Origin of the sequence: Synechococcus sp. BS56D (assembly GCF_004332405.1) — a bacterium.
Classification (GTDB): domain Bacteria; phylum Cyanobacteriota; class Cyanobacteriia; order PCC-6307; family Cyanobiaceae; genus Synechococcus_C.
Window position 1 is genome coordinate 180,112 of the sequence record NZ_PHQU01000005.1, and the last position, 23,808, is coordinate 203,919.

The 23,808-nt window shown below is 61.3% G+C and carries 27 protein-coding genes and 2 pseudogenes; 15 read left to right on the forward strand and 14 right to left on the reverse strand.

Annotated elements, in window-relative coordinates; genetic code table 11:
• Positions 1 to 78 precede the first annotated feature (78 nt).
• Positions 79 to 249 (forward strand): annotated as a pseudogene (locus CWE17_RS08875) (Maf family protein); the annotation flags it as partial.
• 19 nt (positions 250 to 268) lie between these two features.
• On the opposite strand, the pseudogene CWE17_RS08880 reads toward CWE17_RS08875, so the two are convergent.
• From CWE17_RS08880 to psbD, 6 genes and pseudogenes are all read right to left on the reverse strand, one after another.
• A pseudogene (locus CWE17_RS08880) lies at positions 269 to 466 on the reverse strand (photosystem II D2 protein (photosystem q(a) protein)); the annotation flags it as partial.
• A gap of 33 nt (positions 467 to 499) precedes the next feature.
• Entirely contained in the window at positions 500 to 1,123 is a 624-nt protein-coding gene (locus CWE17_RS08885; protein WP_240789340.1) for a hypothetical protein, read from the reverse strand.
• Between the two features lie 229 nt (positions 1,124 to 1,352).
• Entirely contained in the window at positions 1,353 to 2,474 is a 1,122-nt protein-coding gene (locus CWE17_RS08890) for an AAA family ATPase (RefSeq protein WP_131456336.1), read from the reverse strand.
• Between the two features lie 117 nt (positions 2,475 to 2,591).
• Positions 2,592 to 6,104: an autotransporter domain-containing protein gene (locus tag CWE17_RS08895; RefSeq protein WP_131456338.1), complete on the reverse strand. Its 3,513-nt coding sequence runs from the start codon at positions 6,102 to 6,104 to the stop codon at positions 2,592 to 2,594.
• A 235-nt stretch (positions 6,105 to 6,339) separates the two neighbouring features.
• Positions 6,340 to 7,728, reverse strand: a complete 1,389-nt coding sequence (gene psbC, locus CWE17_RS08900) for a photosystem II reaction center protein CP43 (protein ID WP_007100315.1) — start codon at positions 7,726 to 7,728, stop codon at positions 6,340 to 6,342.
• Complete coding sequence (gene psbD / locus CWE17_RS08905) at positions 7,712 to 8,767, reverse strand: photosystem II D2 protein (photosystem q(a) protein) (RefSeq protein WP_007100314.1); 1,056 nt, start codon at positions 8,765 to 8,767, stop codon at positions 7,712 to 7,714. The genes psbC and psbD overlap by 17 nt, the downstream gene beginning before the upstream one ends.
• Positions 8,768 to 8,927: 160 nt before the next feature.
• On the opposite strand from psbD, the gene CWE17_RS08910 reads away from it, so the two are divergent.
• A complete protein-coding gene (locus tag CWE17_RS08910) occupies positions 8,928 to 9,464 on the forward strand; it encodes a photosystem I assembly protein Ycf4 (protein WP_131456340.1) in 537 nt (178 codons plus the stop codon).
• An 11-nt stretch (positions 9,465 to 9,475) separates the two neighbouring features.
• Positions 9,476 to 10,159, forward strand: a complete 684-nt coding sequence (locus CWE17_RS08915) for a peptidylprolyl isomerase (RefSeq protein WP_131456342.1) — start codon at positions 9,476 to 9,478, stop codon at positions 10,157 to 10,159.
• 5 nt (positions 10,160 to 10,164) lie between these two features.
• Here CWE17_RS08915 and ilvN read toward each other — a convergent pair whose 3' ends face one another.
• Both ilvN and CWE17_RS08925 read right to left on the reverse strand, forming a co-directional pair.
• Complete coding sequence (gene ilvN, locus CWE17_RS08920; RefSeq protein ID WP_131456344.1) at positions 10,165 to 10,695, reverse strand: acetolactate synthase small subunit; 531 nt, start codon at positions 10,693 to 10,695, stop codon at positions 10,165 to 10,167.
• A complete protein-coding gene (locus CWE17_RS08925; protein WP_131456346.1) occupies positions 10,692 to 11,708 on the reverse strand; it encodes an alpha/beta fold hydrolase in 1,017 nt (338 codons plus the stop codon). Before CWE17_RS08925 ends, ilvN begins: the two co-directional genes overlap by 4 nt.
• On the opposite strand from CWE17_RS08925, the gene CWE17_RS08930 reads away from it, so the two are divergent.
• From CWE17_RS08930 to CWE17_RS08950, 5 genes are all read left to right on the forward strand, one after another.
• The gene (locus CWE17_RS08930; protein WP_240789341.1) at positions 11,691 to 12,890 is read left to right on the forward strand and encodes a N2,N2-dimethylguanosine tRNA methyltransferase; all 1,200 of its coding nucleotides are present in this window, start codon (positions 11,691 to 11,693) and stop codon (positions 12,888 to 12,890) included. The two genes, CWE17_RS08925 and CWE17_RS08930, sit on opposite strands and share 18 nt — an antisense overlap.
• Positions 12,891 to 12,916: 26 nt before the next feature.
• A complete protein-coding gene (gene petM, locus CWE17_RS08935; RefSeq protein WP_007100308.1) occupies positions 12,917 to 13,015 on the forward strand; it encodes a cytochrome b6-f complex subunit PetM in 99 nt (32 codons plus the stop codon).
• Positions 13,016 to 13,070: 55 nt separating this feature from the next.
• Positions 13,071 to 14,033: an NAD(P)H-binding protein gene (locus tag CWE17_RS08940; protein ID WP_131456350.1), complete on the forward strand. Its 963-nt coding sequence runs from the start codon at positions 13,071 to 13,073 to the stop codon at positions 14,031 to 14,033.
• A gap of 78 nt (positions 14,034 to 14,111) precedes the next feature.
• Positions 14,112 to 14,327 carry a hypothetical protein gene (locus tag CWE17_RS08945; protein ID WP_131456352.1) on the forward strand — a complete coding sequence of 72 codons (216 nt, stop codon included), beginning with the start codon at positions 14,112 to 14,114 and terminating at the stop codon, positions 14,325 to 14,327.
• A 37-nt stretch (positions 14,328 to 14,364) separates the two neighbouring features.
• Positions 14,365 to 15,144, forward strand: a complete 780-nt coding sequence (locus CWE17_RS08950; protein ID WP_131456353.1) for a methyltransferase domain-containing protein — start codon at positions 14,365 to 14,367, stop codon at positions 15,142 to 15,144.
• Here CWE17_RS08950 and CWE17_RS08955 read toward each other — a convergent pair.
• Together CWE17_RS08955 and CWE17_RS08960 are read right to left on the reverse strand one after the other, a co-directional pair.
• Entirely contained in the window at positions 15,113 to 15,751 is a 639-nt protein-coding gene (locus CWE17_RS08955) for a pseudouridine synthase (protein ID WP_240789356.1), read from the reverse strand. The genes CWE17_RS08950 and CWE17_RS08955 overlap by 32 nt on opposite strands.
• Entirely contained in the window at positions 15,748 to 15,996 is a 249-nt protein-coding gene (locus CWE17_RS08960; RefSeq protein ID WP_131456357.1) for a Nif11-like leader peptide family natural product precursor, read from the reverse strand. Before CWE17_RS08960 ends, CWE17_RS08955 begins: the two co-directional genes overlap by 4 nt.
• A 223-nt stretch (positions 15,997 to 16,219) precedes the next feature.
• On the opposite strand from CWE17_RS08960, the gene infA reads away from it, so the two are divergent.
• Positions 16,220 to 16,489 (forward strand): translation initiation factor IF-1, encoded by a 270-nt coding sequence (gene infA, locus CWE17_RS08965; protein ID WP_006041809.1) that lies wholly within the window; start codon positions 16,220 to 16,222, stop codon positions 16,487 to 16,489.
• Here the strand turns inward: infA and CWE17_RS08970 are convergent.
• Positions 16,486 to 17,136 carry a ParB-like protein gene (locus CWE17_RS08970; RefSeq protein ID WP_131456359.1) on the reverse strand — a complete coding sequence of 217 codons (651 nt, stop codon included), beginning with the start codon at positions 17,134 to 17,136 and terminating at the stop codon, positions 16,486 to 16,488. The genes infA and CWE17_RS08970 overlap by 4 nt on opposite strands.
• Positions 17,137 to 17,227: 91 nt before the next feature.
• On the reverse strand, positions 17,228 to 17,788 hold the full coding sequence (locus CWE17_RS08975; protein WP_131456361.1) for a DUF2808 domain-containing protein: 561 nt from the start codon (positions 17,786 to 17,788) through the stop codon (positions 17,228 to 17,230).
• 93 nt (positions 17,789 to 17,881) lie between these two features.
• Here CWE17_RS08975 and CWE17_RS08980 point away from each other — a divergent pair, with 93 nt between their 5' ends.
• Positions 17,882 to 18,400 carry a phycocyanin subunit beta gene (locus CWE17_RS08980; RefSeq protein WP_131456363.1) on the forward strand — a complete coding sequence of 173 codons (519 nt, stop codon included), beginning with the start codon at positions 17,882 to 17,884 and terminating at the stop codon, positions 18,398 to 18,400.
• Between the two features lie 15 nt (positions 18,401 to 18,415).
• Here CWE17_RS08980 and CWE17_RS08985 read toward each other — a convergent pair whose 3' ends face one another.
• On the reverse strand, positions 18,416 to 18,652 hold the full coding sequence (locus CWE17_RS08985) for a hypothetical protein (RefSeq protein ID WP_131456365.1): 237 nt from the start codon (positions 18,650 to 18,652) through the stop codon (positions 18,416 to 18,418).
• 169 nt (positions 18,653 to 18,821) lie between these two features.
• Here CWE17_RS08985 and gorA point away from each other — a divergent pair, with 169 nt between their 5' ends.
• Positions 18,822 to 20,183, forward strand: a complete 1,362-nt coding sequence (gorA, locus tag CWE17_RS08990; RefSeq protein WP_131456367.1) for a glutathione-disulfide reductase — start codon at positions 18,822 to 18,824, stop codon at positions 20,181 to 20,183.
• An 11-nt stretch (positions 20,184 to 20,194) separates the two neighbouring features.
• On the opposite strand, the gene CWE17_RS08995 is transcribed toward gorA, so the two are convergent.
• Positions 20,195 to 20,557 carry a metalloregulator ArsR/SmtB family transcription factor gene (locus CWE17_RS08995; RefSeq protein ID WP_240789343.1) on the reverse strand — a complete coding sequence of 121 codons (363 nt, stop codon included), beginning with the start codon at positions 20,555 to 20,557 and terminating at the stop codon, positions 20,195 to 20,197.
• A 27-nt stretch (positions 20,558 to 20,584) separates the two neighbouring features.
• Between CWE17_RS08995 and CWE17_RS09000 the strand changes: the two genes are divergently transcribed.
• From CWE17_RS09000 to CWE17_RS09015, 4 genes are all read left to right on the forward strand, one after another.
• Positions 20,585 to 21,208 carry a class I SAM-dependent methyltransferase gene (locus CWE17_RS09000; protein WP_240789344.1) on the forward strand — a complete coding sequence of 208 codons (624 nt, stop codon included), beginning with the start codon at positions 20,585 to 20,587 and terminating at the stop codon, positions 21,206 to 21,208.
• A 47-nt stretch (positions 21,209 to 21,255) separates the two neighbouring features.
• Entirely contained in the window at positions 21,256 to 22,368 is a 1,113-nt protein-coding gene (locus CWE17_RS09005) for a rhodanese-like domain-containing protein (RefSeq protein WP_131456369.1), read from the forward strand.
• 75 nt (positions 22,369 to 22,443) lie between these two features.
• Positions 22,444 to 22,971, forward strand: a complete 528-nt coding sequence (locus tag CWE17_RS09010; protein ID WP_131456371.1) for a rhodanese-like domain-containing protein — start codon at positions 22,444 to 22,446, stop codon at positions 22,969 to 22,971.
• Positions 22,968 to 23,801 (forward strand): sulfite exporter TauE/SafE family protein, encoded by an 834-nt coding sequence (locus CWE17_RS09015; protein WP_131456372.1) that lies wholly within the window; start codon positions 22,968 to 22,970, stop codon positions 23,799 to 23,801. Before CWE17_RS09010 ends, CWE17_RS09015 begins: the two co-directional genes overlap by 4 nt.
• Positions 23,802 to 23,808: the final 7 nt, after the last annotated feature.

Below are 23,808 nucleotides of genomic sequence, written 5' to 3' on the forward strand. Positions count from 1 at the left end.
GCCGTAGGCAGCTGAGCACCCTTCGGTGTTTACAGGTCTTTCGTTTTGACTATTGCTGAGCTCTAGGCACAAGAGGCCATGACCTTGCTGTTGGCTTCGGCTTCACCGGCGTGCCGGCGCCTGCTTGAGTTAGCGGCCATTCCTCAACGCGTGCAGGTGAGCGGTGTGGATCAAGAGGCCATCACTGATCCCAGTCCTGCGCAATTTGTGCAAAAGCTTGCGCAGGCCAAGGCCGCTGCAGTGGCTGAGCGCTTGCCGTCACAGGAGAAGCGATGGCTTTGTAAGGGCCGATGTCCACCAGACGAGCAATTTCGAACTGAGGGAGCATGAAGCCGATATGCGCGAAGGCGCCGTGGAGTGCCACGAAGGCCCAGAGGCCGCCGAGCTGACACCAGCGAACGAAGTCGCCTTGGGCCTCAGGGCCCCAGAGAAGAAGCAGGCAGTGACCCATCGCATCAGCGTGGGTGTGCTGGTGCGGTCGTGGGCATCAGAGAACGATTCAGCGGACAAGGGTGTTGAACAACAACACCCAAACCAGTTTGAGAGCGAGGGCCAGCATCAGCCCCTCCACCAAGAGATTGCTGACAATCAGTGCCTCGCTGCGACCGCTTCTGAGCGCGGTCGATGCCCGCCACTGACACCAGGCGCAGATGCAACTCAGGAACACACCACTGCGCACCAGGGTGCGCAGCAGGTCACGGAGTCTGATGCCAGAGAGCAACTCTGTTGTTTCCCGGAACAGATCAGCCCGCGGTGTGACGAGCACCCCGCCAACAATGGCGCCAACGAAAAACAGCAGCATCAGCAACAGACCCACCAACCCTGCAGCCGGCACGGATTGACGCCAGGCTTTCTGCCCTTGCTTCACCACGCGCTCCAGCCAGCGGGGCAGCAGCAGGGCCATGGCCAGCACGCTCACGAGAATGGGCCCGATCAGCTGAAGCACCAGCAGAACAAGCAACTCCAAACTGAAGCGACTGGTTTGGCTGAGCACACTGGTCGAGAGTTCGATGACCCCAAAACCCACCACAAACCCTGCCATCAGCACAGGACCGGCGCAGCGTTCACCGTCGCGTTCGGCGAGCAGGAGGGTTTCCTGCCCCGAGAACCTGAGGGACGTCATCTAAGACTGAAAAGCGATCCGCGGTGGGTTGGGCATCGCCATGCCATCCGCTATCGGCAGCTGAAGACCCATGGATGGCATCGACATTGTTGAATCATCCTGTGCGTTCCCCGCCAGTGCAAGCGCATGCCACTGCAATAGTCATCACTGGAGCTTGTTGTGACGGCACCGGACGCCGCGCTACAAGCTTTCCGCCTCACCAAACGATCTCTCCCTTCGCCTTAGGCATTCACACGTTGTTCGACGCCGGCCAGCGCCAGCTACCGCGCTCCAGGGTTGTTTGTGCTTGCACCTGGGTGGCCCCCAGCTCCCGCTCCAGGTGCAGATGACGGCAGTGGGGCTGTTCGGCCAGGACGTCGATCAGCGGTGGGGCATGGGCGATCACCCACACCTGGGTGCGTTCGGCTGCTGCCTGAATCAATCGGGCTAAAGGCTTCAAGAGCTCTGGGTGCAGGCTGCTCTCCGGTTCGTTCAACACCAACAGGGGTGGCAGCCGCGGGCTGAACAGTGCCACGGTGAGTAACAGATAGCGCAGCGTTCCATCGGAGAGTTCTGCTGCCTCCAGCGGCCGCAGTAGCCCTGGCTGATGCACATGCAGGCGAAACAATCCGCCATCGTTTTGCACACTGAGATGACAGCCCGGAAAGGCATCATCCATCGCCTGTTGCAGACCGTTGCCATCTCCGTTTTCAAGAATTGTCTGCACCGCGGCTGGTAGATCACTGCCATCGCCGCTGAGGGCAAAGCAACGGGTGCCCACCCGCGGCTGCCGGGCCGGTGCACCGGGGTCGGTGCGGAAGCTGTCGTAAAAGCGCCAACTGAGGATCTGCTCACGCAGCAGCATCACCTCCGGTTGTTGATCAGGATCACAACCGCGTTGAAACAGTGATTGATCGGGATGGTGTTGAGGCCCTGAGCTGCTGAGCAGAGCCCTGGGGTGGAATGCCTCGCCCGCCCAGATCCATTCCCCTTTGAGCTGGGGATCAAGGGCAAAGGCGCTCTGGCGTTCCTGTGGGTAGCCCAGTTCCACGGCATAGGAGAAGGGCTCGGCCGCAAACCCCAGCCGTAGCCGCACCGCCTGTTGGCGCGGACCTCCTTGAATGGGCTGCTCGCCTTCTCGCATCGCCCGGCTGAGGCGCTCCGGCCCTGCCCACATCACCGCTGGCAGGCCTCCCTCCTGGGCCAACGCTCCCACCATCGTTCCTCGAGCTGCAGCTGTGAGTAAGCGCAGGGCCCGGTAGAGGTTCGATTTTCCACTGCCGTTGGCGCCGGTCACCAGTGTCAGTTGCCCGAAGGGCACAACAACGTTCTGCAGGGAGCGATAGCCGCTCACGGCGAGGCGGTGAATCATCGGTTCAGCCGGTCGCGAAGTTTGATTCTGATCAGAATGAACTCCTCTGGGTTCATCGGTCCAACAAAAACCCCCGCCTTGCGGCGAGGGTGAAATGACGATCGTTGCGGATGGTCGTCACCAGGAGTACTTAAGGCCACCTCCGTAGGAGACTTCGGTGCCGTTGCTCCAGAAGCCACCGTTGACGCCTGCATAGAGGGAGACGGAATCGGAGGTTTCAATTTCGATGGAGAGGCCAACATCGAGTGCGTTAGCACCGCGGTTCTGTCCGAGGACATCAACGGAACCGAGTGCTGGTAGTTCGGAGAAGGAGGCATTGAGTTGATGCTCCTCATTGGCATCACCCATGAAGTCGTACTCGTAGCCGACGGTGAGTCTTGGGATGAGTCGATTGGTTGAGCTGAGCTTGATTGGAGTTTCCAATGTGAAGCCAATCCCCCAAAGGAGGGAGTCGGCGGTGTGGGAGTCAACGGCGAGGTTGAGTGACTTGGCGCCTGATTCGGAGAATGAGCCCTGCTGGTGGTTGGCGTAGGAGAGGAAGGTGCGTGGCTTGAGGCGAATGGCGTCGGGATCGTTGTTGTTGCCATTGAGCGCCCAGTTGTATTGGGCCTCAAGGGATGCGAGATAACCATTGCCATCCCAGTTGGCTTCTGCGGTGCGATTGAGGCCCCCAAAGGCCATGTTGCGGTTGGAGTCGTACTGGAGATTCATGTAGCCGAGTAGGCCGGAGAACTTCCAATCGGGTGAGGGCCTGTAGATGCCCCAGATGGAACCGGAATAGGTGTCGGAATTGATGTGTGTATTGGCGTATTCGTAGTTGTAGAGGCGTGCTTGTCCATAACCAAAGGCAGCACCAGCACTCCACTCGGGGGAGAAGGCGTATTGGAGGCCGTAGATGGTGGAGAAGACGTTGTAATCGAGCGAGGCAAGATCGTTTGTGCCATCAAGGCTGGCCTCGGTGTTGGTGCCATCAAGGAGGAGACTCCAGCGGCTGCCGACGGTTTTGGTGCGCTCGTCACAGGTGTCGGGTCGATTTGGAGAGTCTGCGGGGATGAGTGTGCCGTCGTCGAGCTTGCAGAAGGATGCGGTGTGGGTGAGCGGAACAGCGCGATCCGTGAGGGCGAGGGAGTTTTTACCGAGTTGCTCAATCGCCTCGAGAGCCACCGACTGCATGGAGGCGTAGGGCTCAGCTGTGATCGAGTGCAGGGCCTGGTTGAGCTGCTGACGGGTGGGAACGGCAAAAAGTGCGGAAATTACATTGACGAAGTCAGGCGTGACGAGCGCTGCACTGGTTTGATTGGTGGTGTAGCCGGTTGTGCCGATTGCCTTGCCACCCGTTACACCAGATGTGACAGCTGCACTGACCGAAGCCCAGCCTGCATCGAGTTTCTTGGCAGTAGCCACTGTGTTGTTGTTGTTGCCAGAAGCCCCTGTGCCGGGCTTGTTCTGCTGCTGACAAGTTGATGCAGAACCACCGTTGCTGATGCAGGTGTTGGTGTTGGAGTTGGGATTGCCGGATGAAGCTGTTGTAATTGCCCCACCAGTCTTCTTGACGTTGGCAATGGTTTCCTTTCCGGGCAGCTTGGTGGTATTCGGATTTAGTGGTTGACTGGTTGTGGGATCATTTTTTACCCAGGCGAATTGAAGCCTCGTACAGTTCTTCCGAACATTTAGATCAGAACTGGTGCAGGTGGCGTAGTAGTTGGGATCGAGCTGGGCAAATAGTGGATCTGTTTCACGCGTGAAGGTGAAACCAGATGAGCCAATAACATTAAGACTGGTTGTCAGGCCGATTTCGCCTCCAGTTGAATCGGCACCGGTAACGTCAATAGCGGTATAGATCTTGTTGGCGGAGATGGGTGCACCTTGATAGGAGCTGATGTTCAGCTTGCCACCGAGGAGAACTAGTCGTTTATTCCCAGTGATTTTCAACAGGTCAGAATCTGATCCGTTAACTTCAATATTCAGACTAGCGTTGGGATTGGTGAGGCCTTGGTAGTAATCACCATCGATGGTGAGTGTGCCGATGGAGTTGCCAGGGGAGACGTATCCCTCATTAATGACATCCCCCTGGATGGTGCCTACGCCTGAAACAACGCCTCTGCTGGTGATCTTGATGATGCCGTTACCAGTTTTTGCAGTGGTATCGAAATCAATTCTAGCCACTGAAAATTGATCGGTATTGATTGCGACTGGTCTATCGATGACGACGTCGGGATCAGACGCTTTGCGTTTGCTTAAGCCACCATGAACTGAATTGAGATCAACTCTTGAGGTGCTTTCAAACTTTAGCTTTCTTGGATTGGTGGTCGTGCTCGTGAAAGTCACGGGCTCATTGTACCCGCCGTAGTAGTCAAAATAGGTGGGGGTATTGGAATTGGGTAAGGTATTTTCTTTTCCGGTTACTGTTCCTGCTATTGATCCATTGTCGGAAATGGAAATAGTTTCCGGTCTGGCGATGATTAACGAGGATGTCGCGTCAATAAGTAATGTCTTTGCGGAGGATTTGTAGATAGTGGCGGGTGGCAATTGACCGTTGCTTTTTTGTTCTTCTGGGAAAATCAATTTTGAATTATTGTCGGCTTTAATTGAATTCGCGTTAATTGAGCTCTTTGCGTATACTGATCCCTTTGAGATGCCCAGTGTGCCGTTGATAATGCTTGCTTTCTCTCCGCTCTTCCCTAGTTGCAGTCGTCCTTCGGAGACACTGGCTTGGTCCAATCTGTTGAATCCTTGCAGGGTTAGCTCTTCTCCGATAACATTTAGTGAGCCCAGGTTGGTGTCGCCAAGAACTCTTAGTATTTCGGGACTTGATCCTTTCATTTCATAGTTGAAATTACCACCACCGGTTAATGAATGGATCTCGTAGTTGTTTTGTGTGGAGAAAGAATTTTTGGTTGAGACGGTTAAGGTTGTGCCCGATGTGATTTCTATGTCTCCTCCACCAGAAAGAGATTGAATTGTGTCTGAATTGGAGACGATGTACTTTGCTCCTGGTTTTACGATGACACTTGTCTTGTCATCAAGGGTTCCTGTCACGTCAAGTGATCCAGCAGTGACAAGAGTTATTCCGCTATAGGTGTTTGTTCCGCTCATCAGAAGCGTTCCGTCAGGTAGATTGACTTCTATGCCTCCTGTTCCGGTTATTGGAAAATTGATTTCTCCTCCTGCTCCATTTTTGATTGAATTAATCTTGGCTGAAATCTCTACAGGGTAGGGAGATAGGGCTAAGCATTGGTTTGTGGGTATTTTGTTGAATATCGTCCATTGGTTGACTTTTTTGCTTGTCGAAAAGTCAAAATTGGGGTTGTAGAGTTGGATCGTGAATGGTTTTGGGGGGGAGCTTAATGTGAAGGACGGGCTGGAGGGTAGGCTTAGATTGAATGGCTTATTGTTATTAACATTGAAAAAGACCCCATTTATGCTTGAGTATTGATTTTCGGACTTGATTTCGCCGCAATATTTGGGGGCTGGTATCCCTTGCGCTGCTCCTCCCGGACTCGTGCTGGCTGCGGTAGCGATGATCGAAGCGGATGAAAGTAAAGCGAATAATCCTTTGCAGCTTGCCTCGTTAAATGTTGAATATATTTGGCTGGCTTTAGCGAGTTTTTTCAACTGCTTGCTCGGCATTGTCTTTGGGGGGGGTCATGAATACCTTAGAGAGTTTTTCTTGTGCTGCGCTAGTCTCTTTGGTCGCGGCCTGAGATCGCATTGCATTCGCTGGCTGGGTTGTTCACTTGCGATCCATGCATGTGATCGTTTTCTTGTGGATTAGTTTTGTCCGCAATGATGTACGCCTATCCAATAAAAAACCCCTACCTTGCGGCAGGGGCTGAATGACGATCGTTGGAGATGAATCCGGGGATCAGTCGAGGTCGGGCATAGCCAGCGTGGGCTCGGCCTGACGGTCGATGCCTTTTTCAAAACCGGCAGCAGCAGCACGGGCGCGGCCCGCATGCCAGAGGTGACCCACCAGGAAGAAGAAGGCGAGCACGAACTGGGTCGCAGCCAACCATTGGCGGATGTTCACGAAGTTCACCGAGTTGGGCTCGGTGATGATGCCGCCCACGGAGTTGATCGACGCGTTGGGAGCGTGGGTCATGTACTCAGCGGCACGACGCACCTGCCAGGGCTGGATGTCGTTCTGCAGCTTGTCGAGGCTCAGACCGTTGGGGCCACGCAGGGGCTCCAGCCAAGGACCACGGAAGTCCCAGAAGCGCATGGTTTCACCGCCGAAGATGATTTCACCGGTGGGTGAGCGCATCAGGTATTTACCAAGGCCGGTGGGGCCCATGGCGGAACCGATGTTGGCGCCGAGGCGTTGGTCACGCACCAGGAAGGTGAAGCTCTGGGCCTGGGAGGCTTCGGCGTTGGTGGGGCCGTAGAACTCCGAGGGATAGGCGGTGTTGTTGAACCAGATGTAGGCCGAGGCGATGAAGCTCATGAAGCTCAGGGCGCCGAGGCTGTAGCTCAGGTAGGCCTCACCGTTCCAGATGAAGGCGCGGCGCACCCAGCCGAAGGGCTTGGTGATCACGTGCCAGATGCCACCGAAGATCAGGGTTAGACCCAACCAGATGTGGCCACCGATGATGTCTTCCATCGAGTTCACACCGATGATCCAGCCTTCTCCGCCGAAGGGGGCGCGGAACAGATAACCGAAGATCACCCCAGGATCCAGGGTGGGGTTGGTGATCAGACGAACGTCACCACCGCCGGGGGCCCAGGTGTCATAGACGCCACCGAAGAACATCGCCTTGAACACCAGCAGCAGCGCACCGACCCCAAGCAAGATCAGGTGGTAGCCAATGATGTTGGTCATCTGGTTCTTGTCGCGCCAGTCCTGGGAGAAGAAGGTGGAGTAGTTCTCCAGAATCTCAGGACCGCGCAGGGCGTGGTACAGACCGCCAAGGCCGAGCACGGCGGAGCTGATCAGGTGGAGCACACCCACCACGAAGAAGGGGTAGAGATCGGTGACCTCACCGCCAGGACCCACGCCGTAACCCAGGGTGGCGACGTGGGGGAACAGGATCAGACCCTGTTCATACATGGGCTTGTCGAAGGTGAAGTGGCTCACCTCGAACAGCATCATGGCGCCGGCCCAGAACACCATCAGACCTGCGTGGGCCACGTGGGCACCGAGCAGACGGCCGGACAGGTTGATCAGACGGGCATTGCCGGCCCACCAGGCATAGCCGGTGGAGTCGAGGTCTTTGCCGCCAGTGGCGACAAGACCAGCATCAAAGGGCGTTTCCACGGGGCAGAACCTCTTCAGGGAAGACGAAGTTTTCGTGCGGCTGGTCAGCCGGTGCCATCCAGGCACGCAGACCTTCATTGAGAAGGATGTTCTTGGTGTAGAAGGTCTCGAATTCGGGATCTTCTGCAGCGCGGATCTCCTGCGACACGAAGTCGTAGGCGCGCAGGTTGAGGGCCAGGCCGATGATGCCGATGGAGCTGGTCCACAGGCCCATCACAGGCACAAACAGCATGAAGAAGTGCAGCCAGCGCTTGTTGGAGAAAGCGATCCCGAAGATCTGGCTCCAGAAGCGGTTGGCAGTGACCATCGAATAGGTCTCTTCTTCCTGGGTCGGTTCGAACGCCTTGAAGGTGTTCGACTGCTCGCCGTCCTCAAACAGGGTGTTCTCCACGGTGGCGCCGTGGATGGCACAGAGCAGAGCACCGCCGAGGATGCCAGCCACGCCCATCATGTGGAAGGGGTTCAGGGTCCAGTTGTGGAAGCCCTGAAGGAAGAGCAGGAAGCGGAAGATCGCTGCCACACCGAAGGAGGGAGCGAAGAACCAGCTGCTCTGGCCGAGGGGGTACATCAGGAAGACGCTGACGAACACCGCAATCGGGCCGGAGAAGGCGATGGCGTTGTAAGGGCGGATGCCAACGAGACGAGCGATCTCGAACTGACGGAGCATGAAGCCGATCAGCGCGAAGGCACCGTGGAGAGCCACGAAGGCCCAAAGGCCGCCGAGCTGACACCAGCGCACGAAGTCACCCTGGGCCTCAGGGCCCCAGAGCAGCAGGAGGCTGTGACCCATCGCATCAGCGGGGGTGGACACAGCAGCGGTGAGGAAGTTGCAACCTTCCAGGTACGAGGAGGCGATGCCGTGGGTGTACCAGGAGGTGACAAAGGTGGTGCCGGTGAGCCAACCACCGATGGCCAGATAGGCCGTGGGGAAGAGCAGGATGCCGGACCAGCCGACAAAAACGAAGCGGTCGCGCTTGAGCCAGTCATCGAGGACGTCGAACCATCCCCGCTGTGGCGCGCGTCCTACAGCGATCGTCATGAGGGTGAACGGTGCGGAAAGCCGCAGGCTGTGGGATACCAGGCGACCTTAACAATCTCGGAGCGGTCCGCGAGGCTGAAGTTGTAGAGCTGAAATCCGTTGTATTGAAACGCTTCTCCATCCCGTTGGAGGCCACAATGGTCGCCTCTTCAGGGCTTCGATGGCGGCCGATCTTCTCGAACAACCGGTGGTGGGTTCCCGCCGCCTCTCCAATGTGCTTGTGGCACTCATGGTCAGCATCGGTGGTGCCGGCTTTTTGCTGGCATCGCTCTCGAGCTACCTGGGTCGAGACCTGCTGCCCCTCGGTCACCCCGCCGCTCTGATCTTCGTTCCCCAGGGTTTGGTGATGGGGCTCTACAGCATTGCGGCTGCACTACTGGCCACCTACCTCTGGGCGGTGATTGCCATTGACGTGGGCGCCGGCACCAACCGTTTCGACAAAGGTGCCGGTGTGGTGACGATCTCCCGTCGGGGATTCCGCAAGCCGATCAGCGTCGAGATCCCGCTCAAGGATGTCAAGGCGGTGAAGGTGGAGGTGCGCGATGGTTTCAACACGCGCAGGCGCGTTTCCTTGCGTGTGCAGGGGCGTCGCGACATGCCGCTCACCCGGGTTGGTGAACCCCTTCCCCTGGCCCAGCTGGAGCAGGAAGGCGCCGAATTGGCCAGGTTTCTTGGTGTGAATCTCGAAGGACTCTGATCGTGTTGTTGATGCCTCGTCAGCTCTGGCGTTCCGCCCTGGCCCTGCTCGTCTGCGTGCCCCTGCTCGCCAGTTGTGCCCGTTCCACCACCGCCTCTGTGCCTGCTGGCTGTGCCCAGTCCACCAGTCCCTGCCTGACCGGTAAGGCGATGGTGAAGATGACCACAAGCCGCGGTGCCATCACCCTGGAGGTGAATGGTGATGCTGCCCCCGTCACCGCCGGTAACTTTGTCGATCTGGTCAAGCGTGGCGTCTACAACGGCACCGTGTTTCACCGTGTCGTGCGCGAGCCCGTTCCCTTTGTGGTGCAGGGGGGCGACCCCGCCTCCAGTGATCCCAAAACTCCCAAAGGCAGCTACGGCACCGGCAGCTTCATCGATCCCGCCTCTGGCCAGGCTCGTTTCATTCCCCTCGAAGTGAAGTTTCGCGGAGAGGATCAGCCCCGTTACGGCCGTGTCACCAGCAATCCCAGCGATCTGCTCCAGATCGAGCTCGCCCACGACCGGGGCGCTCTGGCCATGGCTCGTTCCCAGGCACCGGATTCAGCCAGTGCTCAGTTCTATATCGCCTTGCGCCCCCTGCCTGAGCTCGATGGCCGTTATGCCGTGTTTGGCCGGGTGACCCAAGGCCTTGACGTGGTGGATGCGATCCAGCAAGACGACAAGATCATCAAGGCCGAGTTGATCACTCCCTGATCCGCTCAGGCCGGCACTCGCCCTCCGGTGATGGCCGCCTTCAGCAGTTCTGTATTCACTCCGGAGGCCCGCTCCAGGGCCACCTTGCCCGTGCGGGCGATCTCGAGGATGCCGTAGGGGGCCATCAGGCGTTCGAGGGCGACAAGCTTGCCTGGATCCCCCACCACCTCAAGGGTGAGCGCCTCATCGGCCACATCCACCACCTTGGCCCGGAACACCTGCACCAGATCAAAGATCGCGCTGCGCTGAGCCGCAGGGGCCGACACCTTCAGAAGCATCAGTTCCCTTTCCACCGCAGGGATCTGGGAGAGGTCCAGCACCTGCAGCACGTTCACCAGCTTGTCGAGCTGCTTGGTCATCTGCTGGAGGGTGTGTTCATCACCCTCCACCACCATGGTCAACCTGGAGCGGCCGTCCGACTCCGCCGGCCCGACGGCGAGGCTATCGATGTTGAAACCGCGTCTGGCGAAGAGGCCGGCGATGCGGCTCAGGGCGCCGGATTCGTCTTCCACCAGCACGGACAGGGTGTGCTTCATGCCCCTCGAACAGTTCCCAGTGGATCGTTGCATTCCAAATTACGGTCCAGCCAGCCCAGCACCATGCCGTGGAAGGCATCCGGTGACTCGTCATGGGGGCAGTGACCGCTGTTTTCAAGCACCGCGAGTTCCAGCCAGGGGTGCTCCCGCTGCAGCCGTTCGCCGATGAGCACTGGCACGAAGCGGTCCTGGCGGCCCCAGAGCAGCAGCAGCGGCGGGGCGGTGCTGGTCTGGCTCAGCCGCTCCAAAAGGGCAGGTGCCGTGGCGCCCCTGGGACGCAGGGCCATGCCAATGCTCATGGCCCGTAGGGCCCTGGCGGCCGTCGCCCGTCGCGCCGGTTGGGCAATGAGTTGCTGAAGGTCCCGGTCGTGACGGATCGAGCGCCGATAGGCCCCCTGCAGCCCGATCCGCAGCAGGGCGGTGCGGCTGATCACAGGCAGCAGCAGCTCCAGGGGGAGCAGGCGCATGGCAAGCACCACCAGCGGTCTGCGCAGGCGCCGCCAGCGCCTTGGCTGGCGCAGGGGGATTGGTTGCATGAGGGCTGGATCCGGGAGCGGGGCCGCTGCCACTGCTGCCACCAGATCGGGCCTGAACACAGCAGTGGTGAGGGCCGTGAGCCCACCGAGGGAATTGCCCACAAGCACCGCCGTTCCCCGTTGGGGGACCTGCGCCACCTGCTCGAGAAAGGCACTCACCTGCCTGGCCCAGAGACGGTTGTCGAGGGGTCGCTGGCGCTGATGTCCTGGCTGTTCGGAGCGTCCGAAGCCAATCAGGTCGAGCCCATACACGCGGTATCCGGCAGCGGCAAGCGGCTCGGCGTTGTGACGCCAATGGTCGCTGCTTGCACCGAAACCATGCAGGAGCAGCAGAGGTCGACCTGATTCCGGCCCCAGCACCCGCCAGTGGGAACGAAACCCCTGCCAATGCCACTCGGCGCCATCGCCCCAGTCCGCAGGCGTCGCTGCTGGGAGCCCGTCCCGCGTCGGAGCAATCTGGTGGGTGGTTGCCTCCACAAACCCCTGCAACAGGATTGTTCTCACTATCGCGAAGGCGCTGCCGTCCTGGAGCTGGGAGAGGGGTTTTTTCGGCCGGATTCCCGTCCTTCTCGCGATCTCTCGGTGCTGATTGCCGCTGGCTTGCGTCAGGGCGGGGCGCAGCGCCCCCAGCGTTGGCTCGATCTCATGGCTGGCTGTGGCATCCGCGCCCTGCGCTGGGGGCTGGAGGCTTGCGCCGATGAGGCCCCGTTGCTGCCCGAGCTCTGGGTCAATGATGCCGATGGGGAGCGTGGGCCGCTGCTGCAGCGCAATCTCGCTCCCTTGACCGCCTTCGGGGAGCGTGTTCAGCTCCGCCGGTTGCCAGCCGAGGTGCTGCTTCGTCAGGCCTATCTCGATCAGCGCTATTTCGATCTGATCGATCTCGATGCCTTTGGTTGCCCCAATGCCCTGCTGCAGGCGAGTGTGCAGGCGCTCGCCTTCGAGGGGGTGCTGCTGCTGGCAAGCACCGACGGTCGATCCCCCACGGGCCATGACCGTCCGGCGGCGGTGCGTCGTTTTGGTGCCGCAGCGCGGGTGCATCCGGCCAGCTGGGAGATCGCCTTGCGCCTGCAGTTCGCTGCCCTGGCTCGGGAAGCCTGGCTGCTTGGCCGTGGACTGCAGCCCCTGCTGGCCTTCAGCGAAGGGCGCACCTTCCGGCTGGCGATCCGCCTGCGGCAACACATGCAGCCGAAGGAGGAGCACCAGCTCGGTCTACTGGCCCGTTGCGATGCCTGTGGTGCCCAGGCGATTCAGCCCCTGCTGCGCCTGCAGGGCTGGCCCCCCTGTGCTTGCTCGAACGCTGGGGGACGCTGGGCCGTCAGCGGTCCGCTCTGGCTGGGGCCGTTGCAGAACCAATCCTTTCTGCAGGACCTCCGTCGGCTTGGGGAGGAGATGCCAGCCAGCGTCGCCCCCGCCACCAGGCGTCTGCTCGAGCGTCTCAGTGCCGATCCAGGCCTGCCGCCCACGGTCTGGCCCACCGCGGAATTGGCCCAGCGTCTGCGTCTGCCTGGCCCCCCCTCTCAGCTCGACCTGGTGACAACGTTGCGGGCCCAGGGATTCAACGCGTTCGGGAGTGCCGTGATGGCTGGTCAGGTGCGCACGGATGCTCCGTACGAGCGCTTGTTGCAATGTTGCCGCAATCTGGACCTTGAGGATCGTTAAATAGGGGCTGCTTTTGCTTGCCCGCCATGGCCTCGGAGATTTTTGGGACTGCCGCGATCTTCTGGGTGCTGATCCCTGTCGGACTGGCCGGTGGTGCTCTCCTCCTGAAGCTCCAGAAGGACTGATCCCCACGCAGGCGAGGTGGCCGCTTTAGGCTCCTTCCTTGCAATGACGGACCCCATGCAGGTTCTGGTGGTTGGAGGAACCGGCACGCTCGGTCGGCAGATTGCCAGCCGTGCTCTAGAAGCCGGCCATCAAGTGCGCTGCATGGTGCGGGCACCCCGCAAGGCCGCATTCCTTCAGGAATGGGGTTGCGAGCTCACCCGAGGTGATTTGCTCGAGCCCGCAAGCCTCGATTACGCCCTGGAGGGCGTCGATGCTGTGATCGACGCAGCCACCAGCCGCCCGTCCGATCCCCGCAGTGTTTACGAGACCGATTGGGACGGCAAACTCAATCTGCTGAGGGCCTGCGAGAAGGCCGGCGTCAAGCGGTTTGTGTTCCTCTCGCTGCTGGCAGCCCCCCAGTTCCGGCAGGTGCCCTTGATGGACATCAAGCACTGCACTGAGCAGCTGCTGCGTGAGTCGGATTTCGATTACACGATCCTCCAGGGCGCTGCCTTCATGCAGGGGGTGATCAGTCAGTTCGCCATTCCGGTGCTTGAGAGTCAGACGGTTTGGGTGAGTGGCAGCCCCACGGCGATCGCTTACATGAACACGCAAGACATGGCCCGTTTTGCGGTCGCTGCCCTTGAGCGGCCAGAGACGATCCGAGCCAGCTATCCCGTGGTGGGCCCGAAGGCCTGGAATACCGGTGAAGTGGTGCAGCTCTGTGAGCAGGCCTCGGGCAAATCAGCCCGGGTGTTCCGCGTTCCTCCCGTCCTGCTTGATCTGATGCGCGGGGTTTGCAATTTCTTCGAACCCGCCGTGAACGTGGCTGAGCGTCTCGCCTTTGCCGAGGTCACCGGTGGTGGAGAGAGCCTCGATGCACCGATGGAGGCCACCTATGGCGCTTTCGGTCTCGACCCAGCGGACGCCACCACCCTGGAGGACTACATCCGCGAGTACTACACCACCATCCTCAAGCGCTTGCGCGACATGGAGAAGGATCTCGATAAGGACGCCAAGAAAAAGCTGCCGTTCTGAGCTGACGCCACCCACGCAGCGCGAGGGGTTGGTTTGTACTAGTGAGGCGTTAGGGTGGTCTGATCCCCGTCGCCACCCATGTCCGTCGCGCAAGTGAAGAACCTCCAGCGTCGGCTGGACAATCTCTGCAGCGAGGCGGAGCAGGAGCTCACCCGGGCCTGTGGTCATGAGCTCTGGCGCAGCCTCGGATTCGATGCCTTCGATGGTCTTGAGGATGGCGACCGGCGGGCCACAGCCAACTACTACTACGGTCAGTGGCAGACCGTGCGGGAGCTGCAGCAGGCCCTCGGCTGAATCTCGCCACAATGGTTTGATTCGCGCGATCGATTGCATGACGTCCTGCTGCGGCCCTGCCGGCCTTGATCAAACTGATGCTGTTCAAGAGCGTTACGGCGCCGCTGCTTCAGAGCGTGAGGCCTGCCTCTGCACTCCCGTCTCCTTTGATCCAGCTCTCCTGCAGGTGATCCCCAGAGATGTGGTGGAGCGTGATTACGGCTGCGGGGACCCCACCCGTTGGGTGCAGGCCGGCGATACCGTTCTCGACCTTGGCAGCGGCAGCGGTAAGAACGCCTTCATTTGCGCCCAAGTGGTGGGGGCCTCCGGCTGCGTGATCGGTGTGGATCGCAATCAAGACATGCTGGCGCTCTCGCGATCGGCCTTGCCTGTGGTGGCGGAGCGGATCGGGTTTGCCAACGTGCAGTTTCTCGAGGGGGCGATTGAGGCCCTGGATGCTGTGGATGCCGAGGGGAGGGCCCTGGTGGCAGACGCCAGTGTGGATGTGGTGTTGAGCAACTGCGTGCTCAATTTGGTGAATCCCTCCTCGCGGCGGCGGCTGCTGGCCAATATCCGCCGGGTGCTGCGGGCTGGTGGTCGCGTCGCGATCAGCGACATCGTGTGTGATCGCCCCGTGCCTCTGGCTCTTCAGCAGGATCCAGAGCTTTGGAGTGGTTGCATCAGTGGCGCCTGGGAGGAGCAGGCCTTCCTTGATGACTTCACCGCCCTCGGGTTTGAGCAGGTGCGGTATGCCGAGCGTTCGGAACAGCCCTGGCGTGTGGTGGAGGGCATTGAATTTCGAGCGGTCACCCTCGTCGGCGTGCTGCCGGCCGCCTGAGTAGGGCCTGCAGCCGCTGTTGTTCGCTGCTGGTCAGCGAGCGCCATTGGCCTGGTTCCAGGCCCTCCAAACTGAGGGGCGGCTGGCCGTCCATCAGGTCGATGGCGGAGCGGATCAGCCGCAGGGTGGGAAGTCCCACGGCTGCAGTCATGCGCCTCACCTGACGGTTTCGCCCCTCCCGCAGGCTGATCTCGAGCCAGCAGGTGGGCAGCGAACGTCGCACACGTATCGGTGGATCCCGTTCCGGCCAGTTGCTGAGCCGCTCGTTAGCCAGCATCTCGGCCTTGGCCGGCAGGGTCTGACGGCCCTGCACAAGAACACCGCTGCGTAGGCGCTGCAGTTGGTCTGGGTCGGCTTCACCATCAACCTGCACCCAGTAGGTGCGCCAGTGGCCGAAGCGCGGATCGGTGAGTCGCTGCTGCAACCGCCCCTCGGCGGTCAGCAGCAGCAGCCCCTCGCTGTCGGCATCGAGTCGGCCGGCAGCGTAGACATCAGGCACTGGCACAAGATCAGCGAGGCAGCCCCAACGGCTGCCAGGTTCTGGGGTGAACTGGCTCAGAACCCCGTAGGGCTTGTGCAGCAGCAGGGTGGTGATCGTGCCTGTCAGCTGTGGCCGCCGAAGCAGAGCAGCAGGGCTTCGCCCCAGCTGGTCGCACCGTTGAGGTGGTCGTCGTGCAGATGCTTCATCTTGTCGGCCTGCATCTTCATGAGCGTGGCCTGGGTGAATTCATGACCCTTCTCGCTGGCCAGATCGACCACGTGCTTGGGAGTGGCAGCCTCACGGACCTGTTCGCGCACCTGGGAATCGGACTGCACGAGTGACGCAAAAGCGACCAGAGCGGATTCAGACACAGCAGGGGAAGACGTGTTGACCGCAGGTTACGTAGAGCTTTGGCGAGCCCGCCAGAGATTCACAATCCCGATGGAAATCAACAGGAGGCCCAAATCAAGGGTCAAGGGGGGGAGAATCACCGTATGGCGCACCGTGGTCGATGACCCTAGTGGGGATGGCTTGTTTCGGGGGTTGCAGGCGGCCACCTAAACTGGTTTCACCATTGCGTTCTGGCACTGCCGAATGATCGAAACCTCGGGTGTGATTGAAAAAGAGCAGGGGAATGGCTTCTACCTCGTCACCCTGGAGCAACCCGCCGGTCATCAGTGCCTCTGCCGTGCTGCAGGCAAGCTCACCAAATTCCGCATCAAACTGCTGGCAGGTGACAAGGTGCTGGTCGAGATCAGCCCCTATGACCTGACCCGCGGCCGAATCACCTATCGCGAGCGCAATGCAGGTGCTCCCGGTGGCCGTCCGGGCGGAAATCGCCCCGGCGGCCCCCGCCGCCGCTAAGCCTCCCCTTTCCAGCCGGCCAGATGGGAGGCGGCTGCCGATCGTGCCAAGCGCCTGGCAGCCGGTAACGCAGGATCAAGGAACCCTGAATGAAACGGCGGTAAGGGGCGGCTACGAAGCCAGGCCCCCCAGCGGAATTCGTGATACGGGATCAGTGGCTGGGGTCGCAGGATTCCTTCTTTCTTGAGCTTCCAGACCAGGCTCCGGTAAGGGTCATCCTCAAGGTCCAGCAGGCTCGAGGGCAGCTGTTCCGGAGGGCACGGCCCCTTCCCTCGTCCGTCATGGAGATAGAGCCAGCCGCGTCGTTGTAGTTCCCTCAGCACGTCACTGCGATCGTGGCTCTCCACCTCGGCGATCACATACCCATAGGTGGTCACGCGGCTGTCCAGTTCGAGTAGGGCCCGCAGTCGGTGATGTCGATCCACCATCCAGAGATCGCCCGCGCCGTTGCGCACCAGTGGCACCGGTTTGCTGCGGAGGTATCGACGACGCTCCTCGTGGCTCTCCTCGCTGAAATCCAATTGCCGGCTGCGGATTTCAGCCATGCCGATGCACATCTGAGTCGGCTGCAGTGCAGCAACAGCAACTTCAAACAGCTGGAAGCCGTCGCTGGGATCGGGAATTGGTTCGTAGCGATGGAGGTGCAGGGTCTCGACCTGAAGAGAATTGGCTCACTATGGCGAAGATTCCGGAGACTTTGATCACGCCCCAGCCTTGGGTTGCGCCAGCGGTCAGGCCTCAGATTCCGCCGTTGTCCAAGATGCTCATCTGCACCACTCCCACATCCTGCTCAATGGGATTGGGCCCCCAGGGTGTGGCTGAGATCGAATACACATACAGATCCGCGGGGGGGTTCACACCGAGCTTGAAGGCCACGGTCACGGTTGATCCAGCTGGCACGGGATCGGGAAAGCTGATCGCGACTGAACGGGCCTCGTTGCTGAAGCTGGCAGACACCGGCACGGCAGCTCCCTGGCGCCGGGGGGTTCCTAGGAAGGCGGTGGGTTGAATCGCTCCGTAATAAAACGCGGGTCGAACGCCGCGGATTTGCTCCAGGCTGATCCCCCCAAGGCCCGCCTGCGCTCCCGGCGGCAGTTCCATCACCACGTACATCACCGCACCTCCCTCGAAGGCATACCAGCGGTAATTGATCAATTTGGCCTTGGTGGGCACCGCCACGAAACTGGTCTGCTCATCCACCTCCAGGGCTGGAGCCGCAGGGGCGATCGCAAGGAGGGAGGCTGTCGCAAGGAGGGAGCCTGTGATCGTGGCCGTGAGGCCGGCACGCAAACGCCGCATGGGAAAGCGATCAGACGCCGCTGATTCTGGGTCGCACTCGCGCGTTCTGCCTGCCTAATTTGACCGGAAGGACCGTTACCCTCTCCGATCCCCATGTTCGACGCCTTCACCAAGGTTGTTGCCCAGGCTGACGCCCGCGGCGAATTCATCAACGCCGGCCAGATCGATGCTCTGGCTGCCATGGTTGCTGACAGCAACAAGCGCATGGATGCTGTGAACCGCATCACCTCCAACGCTTCCGCCATCGTCACCAACGCTGCCCGCGAACTGTTCGCTCAGCAGCCCGCTCTGATCGCCCCCGGCGGCAACGCTTACACCCACCGCCGCATGGCCGCTTGCCTGCGCGACATGGAGATCATCCTCCGCTACGTCACCTACGCAGCCTTCACCGGCGACGCTTCCGTCCTGGAAGATCGTTGCCTCAACGGCCTGCGTGAGACCTATCTGGCTCTGGGCGTCCCCGGCGCTTCCGTGGCTGAAGGTGTCCGCAAGATGAAGGACGCTGCCATCTCCATCGCCAACGACAAGAACGGCATCACCGCTGGTGACTGCTCCGCTCTGATGTCCGAAATCGGCACCTACTTCGACCGCGCCGCCGCTGCTGTCGCCTGATCAGCGACCGTGAGGTCAATCGCTTGGGAGTGAGGGGATCCAGAGAATGGGCTCCTTGCTCCCTTTTTTTGTGCGGCTTTGCCAGTCGCCGAGCTCCTGCATCAGCGCAATGCAGTCGTCGCGCCGACCCTCCCGGGCCAGCCGCTTGAGTTGGGCGCCCATGTCGTCGCTGGTGATGATCATGGTCAACTCACGTCGCACCTCTGGGGCGAGGGCGGGATCCGGTGGCTGAGAACGTTGGCGACGGGTCATGGGTAAAAACTTCCTTTCCCTCAAGATAACGAGCTCTTTACTTTTGGGCTGTGTTCCGGCGCACCTCGACGGATCTGATTGTTTGAAGGAAGAACGGCTTGATGGCCAAGGTGCATGGCCAGGGCCATCACAATGACGATGCACCTCAATGTTCTGTCTTCCGTAGCCGATGCAGACCTCCTTTGACCTCGTGGTTCTTGGCGCTGGCTCGGGGGGCCTCGCTGCTGCAAAGCGGGCCGCCCGCCATGGTGCTCGGGTCGCCATCGTGGAGGGGGATCGGGTCGGCGGGACCTGTGTGATTCGCGGCTGCGTGCCCAAGAAGCTCCTGGTCTACGGATCCAGGGTGCGAGAGCAGCTCGATGAAGCTCCTGCCTACGGGGTGGAGATCGCTGGTGCGCGTTTCAGTTCGGCGCAGTTGCTGGCCAATGTGCGCCGGGAGGTGGATCGACTGAACACGCTTCACATCGGCTTGCTCGAGAAGGCCGGGGTCACACTCGTTTCGGGTTGGGGGCGCTTTCAGGATGCGAATCACATTGCCGTCTCGGCGATGCCCGGAGCCGAAGCGCATCAGGTCCTGCAGGCTGGGCGGGTCTTGATCGCCGTCGGAGGTCGTCCCCATCGCCCGGAGATTCCCGGTGCTGAGTTGGCTTGGGTGAGCGATGACATGTTTCTGCAGGAAGGCTTCCCCAGCCATGTGGTGGTGGTCGGTGCCGGTTTCATCGCCTGTGAATTCGCTTGCATTCTCAGTGGCTTAGGGGCGCAGGTGACCCAGCTGGTGCGTGGCGACCACTTGCTGCGCGGCTTCGATCGCGAGCTCTCGGCGGTGGTGCAGGAAGGGATGGAGGAGAAAGGCATCGATCTGCGCTTCTGCCACAGTCCGGCGGCCATCAGCGGAGCCCCCGGCGCCCTTGAGGTCCTCAGTCAGTCGGGCGAAACGTTCTCCTGCGGTGGTGTGTTGCTGGCCACCGGTCGGCGTCCCTTCCTTGATGGCCTCAATTTGGAGGCTGCTGGGGTGGCGGTCGAAGGTCATCGCATTCCGGTCGATGCCCAGCAGGCCACCAATGTTCCCGGGATTGATGCCGTCGGCGATGTGACCGATCGGATCTGTCTCACGCCAGTGGCGGTGGATGAAGGGCGCGCCTATGCCGACAGCGTCTTCGGTCAGGCCCCTCGGCAGGTCAACCATGAGCTAGTGGCTAGTGCAGTCTTCAGTCAGCCGGAGTTGGCCACGGTGGGGCTGAGTGAGGAGCAGGCGGTTGAGCGATATGGCCGTGAGGCTGTCGTGGTCCATCGGGCTCGGTTCCGCTCCATGGCGCAGGCCTTGCCTCAGCGGGGGCCTCGTTGTCTCCTCAAGCTCGTTGTGGAACGTTCGACTGATCGGGTGCTGGGTTGCCACATGGTGGGTGAGCATGCGGCCGAGATCATTCAGATGGCCGCGATCGCCGTTGGCATGGGCGCCACTAAGGCCGATTTCGATCGAACGATGGCGCTGCACCCCACGATCTCGGAGGAATTCGTCACGATGGCCTGAGCTGGGGCGGCTCAGGCGGCTCCGAGGTTGTCGAGACGCCGGCGCAGGTGGGTCATCAGCCGCTCCTGCGCCAGCTGGCAGATGGCTTCGACCACCGGATCGGTGGCGGTATACAGAGAGCGGTTCCCATCCCGCTCCACCTGCACGAGCCCGGCTTTCTGCAGTTGTCCGAGTTGGCGACTGAGGTGCGACTGGCTGAAGCCCGTGCGCTCCATCAGCGTGGCGACATCATTGCTGCCATTGCGGATCTCGCACATCAAACGCAGCCGCGCCGGTTCGCCGAGCAACCGGAAAAAGCCACTGAGCTCCTCCACCATCTCCGGGGAGAGCTGGCTGATGGTGCAGCCCTCCGCAGCCCCTGTCTTGCCCGCCATCCTCCCTCCTATGCCGATACAGGCATTATGCAGTTGGATCGCTACGGCTCCATGGATGTCTTGTATTGGGATCAGCGCTACCGGGAGGAGGGGTTTGCCTATGGCGACCAGCCCAACGACTTCCTGCGCGAACAGGCCGCGGAGCTTCCGGTAGGGGATGCGTTTTGCCTGGCAGAAGGTGAGGGGCGTAACGCCGTGCACCTGGCGGCGCTCGGTCATCACGTGACAGCTCAGGATTTGAGTGCTGTGGGGCTCGCCAAAGCTCAGGCCCTGGCGGAGTCCAGGGGGCTGTCCCTGATGACCCAGCAAGGTGACCTTGCCGACTGGCGGCCTGAGCCGGGGAGCGTGGATCTTGTGGTTGCGATCTGGATGCATCTGCCGCCACCCCTGCGAGCACAGGTGCTGGCGGCCTCGGTCTGCGCGCTGCGCCCTGGCGGTGTGTTGTTGCTGGAGGCTTACACCCCAAGGCAGCTGGGGCTTGCAAGCGGTGGTCCCCCATCGCTGGACTTGCTGGTGGAACCCGATCAGCTGGAGCGTGAGTTGTCTGGACTGCGGCTCGAGATCCTGCGGGAGCGTCGCCGCTTGATCAGGGAAGGGCGTTATCACCAGGGAGAGAGCGCTGTTGTGCAGCTGCGAGGCCGGAAAATTTGATCAATGCTGTTATGCGTGTAAGCTCATAACAGCAATTTGAGGTTGTCATGGTTGCTGCTCCGCTGCTCCTCAGCGCCGCTGGAGGGACCTCGCTGCTTCTGCGCCAGTTGTTCGATGCAGAGACCGGCACCTTCACCTACCTCTTGGTGGATGTGCCCTCGACCAAGGGTGTGCTGATCGACCCGGTGTTCGAGCGCCATGAGCGTGATCTGGCTCTCCTGCGAGAGCTTGGCGTTCACCTTGTCGCCTGCCTGGATACCCATGCCCACGCCGACCATGTCACGGGCAGTTGGTTGATGCATGAGGCCACGGGTTCAGACATCGGCCTGGCCACGGTTGCTCGGGCTGTCCATGTCACCCTTCCGCTGGGCCATGGCGATCGGGTCGCCTTCGGTGCTCGGGCCCTGGAGGTGCGTGCCACTCCAGGACATACCGACGGTTGTCTCACCTATGTGCTCGATGATCTCAGTGCGGCCTTCACCGGAGACGCTCTCCTGATCAGGGGCTGCGGCCGCTGCGACTTTCAGCAGGGAGATGCGCGCACGCTCTACCGCTCGATCACCGAGCAGATCCTCTCCCTGCCCGACCAGTGCCTCCTGTATCCAGGCCACGACTACAGCGGTCGTCAGGTGACCAGCGTGGCTGAGGAGCGTGCTCTCAACGCCCGTTTGGGTGGTGGGGCCGATGAGCGGGATTTCGTGATTCACATGGACTCACTCAAGCTTCCTCACCCCCATCGCATCGCCCAGGCTCTGCCGGCGAATCTGCGCAGTGGCCGCCCCCAGGGCGATGGGCCGGACCAACCCGAATGGGCGCCCTTGAAGCGCAGCTACGCCGGCCTGCCGGAGCTGGAGCCGGAGTGGGTCGCCGACCATCTCACCGAGCTCACGATTCTCGACGTCCGCAACGCCGATGAAGCCCATGGTCCCGATGGGGCGCTGCCCGGCAGTCGCAACATCCCCCTGCCCGAGCTGGTGGAGCATCTCGATCGGCTCGATCCGGAGGCTCCCACCGTGGTGTTCTGCCATGCCGGCAGCCGTTCCGCCCTGGCCACCCAGCAGTTGATCAAGGCCGGTTTCAAGAGGGTCGCCAACCTGCGCGGCGGTCTTCAGGACTGGTATCGCAAGGGTCTACCCATGCCCGAACCCCTCAGCATCTGAGCGGGAACGGTCCTGCGTGCCCGTTTCGATTCATCGCGTTCTCTTCCCCTTCCCCTTCACTCCATTCCTTCCGCCATGACCAGCACCACTCCGTTGCGTCTCAGTCCCCACGAATTGCAGGACCGTTTGCGTCAAGGCCGCGTCAGCGTGATCGACGTACGTGAACCGATGGAATACGTCGGTGGCCATATCGCCGGTAGCCGCAATGTGCCCCTGGCCCAGCTCACGGACGTTCCGCTCCCCTCCGCTCCCGTGGTGCTGGTGTGCCAGAGCGGTGCCCGCAGTGAGCGGGGGATGGCGGCTCTTCGCGCCAAGGGGTTCGGCGAAGGCCTCGCGGATCTGGAGGGCGGCATGTTGGCCTGGCAGCAGGCCGGCCTTCCTGTGGAGAAGCGGAAGGGGGCTCCCCTGCCCCTGATGCGTCAGGTGCAGATTGTGGCGGGTGGCCTGGTGCTCGCTGGCGTGCTCCTCTCGGTGCTGGTGGCACCGGGCTGGATTTGGCTGAGTGGCTTTGTCGGTGCAGGCTTGATTTTCGCTGGCATCAGCGGTTTCTGCGGGATGGCCCGACTGCTGGCTGCCATGCCCTGGAATCAGGTGCGCCGATGATCGCGTTGCTGCTCTTCGGCGGCGGCGTCATCGGCTTTCTGCTCGCGGTTCTCGGTGCCGGCGGCTCGATTCTGCTGTTGCCGATCCTGGTTACAGGAGCCGGTCTGTCCACCCGCGATGCGGTTCCTCTCTCGCTGCTGGTGGTGACCCTGCTGGCGATCGCCAACCTGCTGCCCTACCTGCGCCGTCGCCTGGTCGCGCCCCGTCCGGCCCTGCTCCTGGGGGTTCCCGCCCTTGTGGGGGCCTGGATCGGAGGCACGATGGTGAAGGCCGGCTGGATTGCCGAGCCCGTGCAGCTGGCGGTGTTTGCCGTCGCGGCCCTGCTGGCGGCCTGGCTGATGCTGAGTCGCCAGAAGCGATCGGATCGTGCGGATCACGAGCCTGCTGTTGCCGCTGCCACGGTGCGTGCACCGGCGCTGATGCTGCAGGGGGTGTTGGTGGGCTTGCTGACCGGCATCGCTGGCGTGGGTGGCGGCTTTGCGATCGTGCCCGCTCTCGTCTTGCTGGCAGGCCTACCGATGCAGCTGGCGAGCGGCACCAGTCTGGTGCTGATCGCCCTCAACAGCCTGGTTGCCCTCGGTGCCCTGGGGCACTGGCCTGCCGAACGCTTGCCCCTCGTGATCCCCCTCTTGATCGGCGGTGCTGCGGGGGGGCTGGTCGGTCAGGCCCTCGCTCCCCATCTCAAGGATCGCCAGCTCCGCATCGGCTTTGCCGTTCTGTTGGTCGCTGCGGCACTACTCACGGGATGGGAGGGGTTGCGTCGACACAACGCCCCTGTCAAGCAAGTGAGCAACAGCACCGTTCAGTGGCCCTCTCTAGGGTCTGCATGATTGGGAC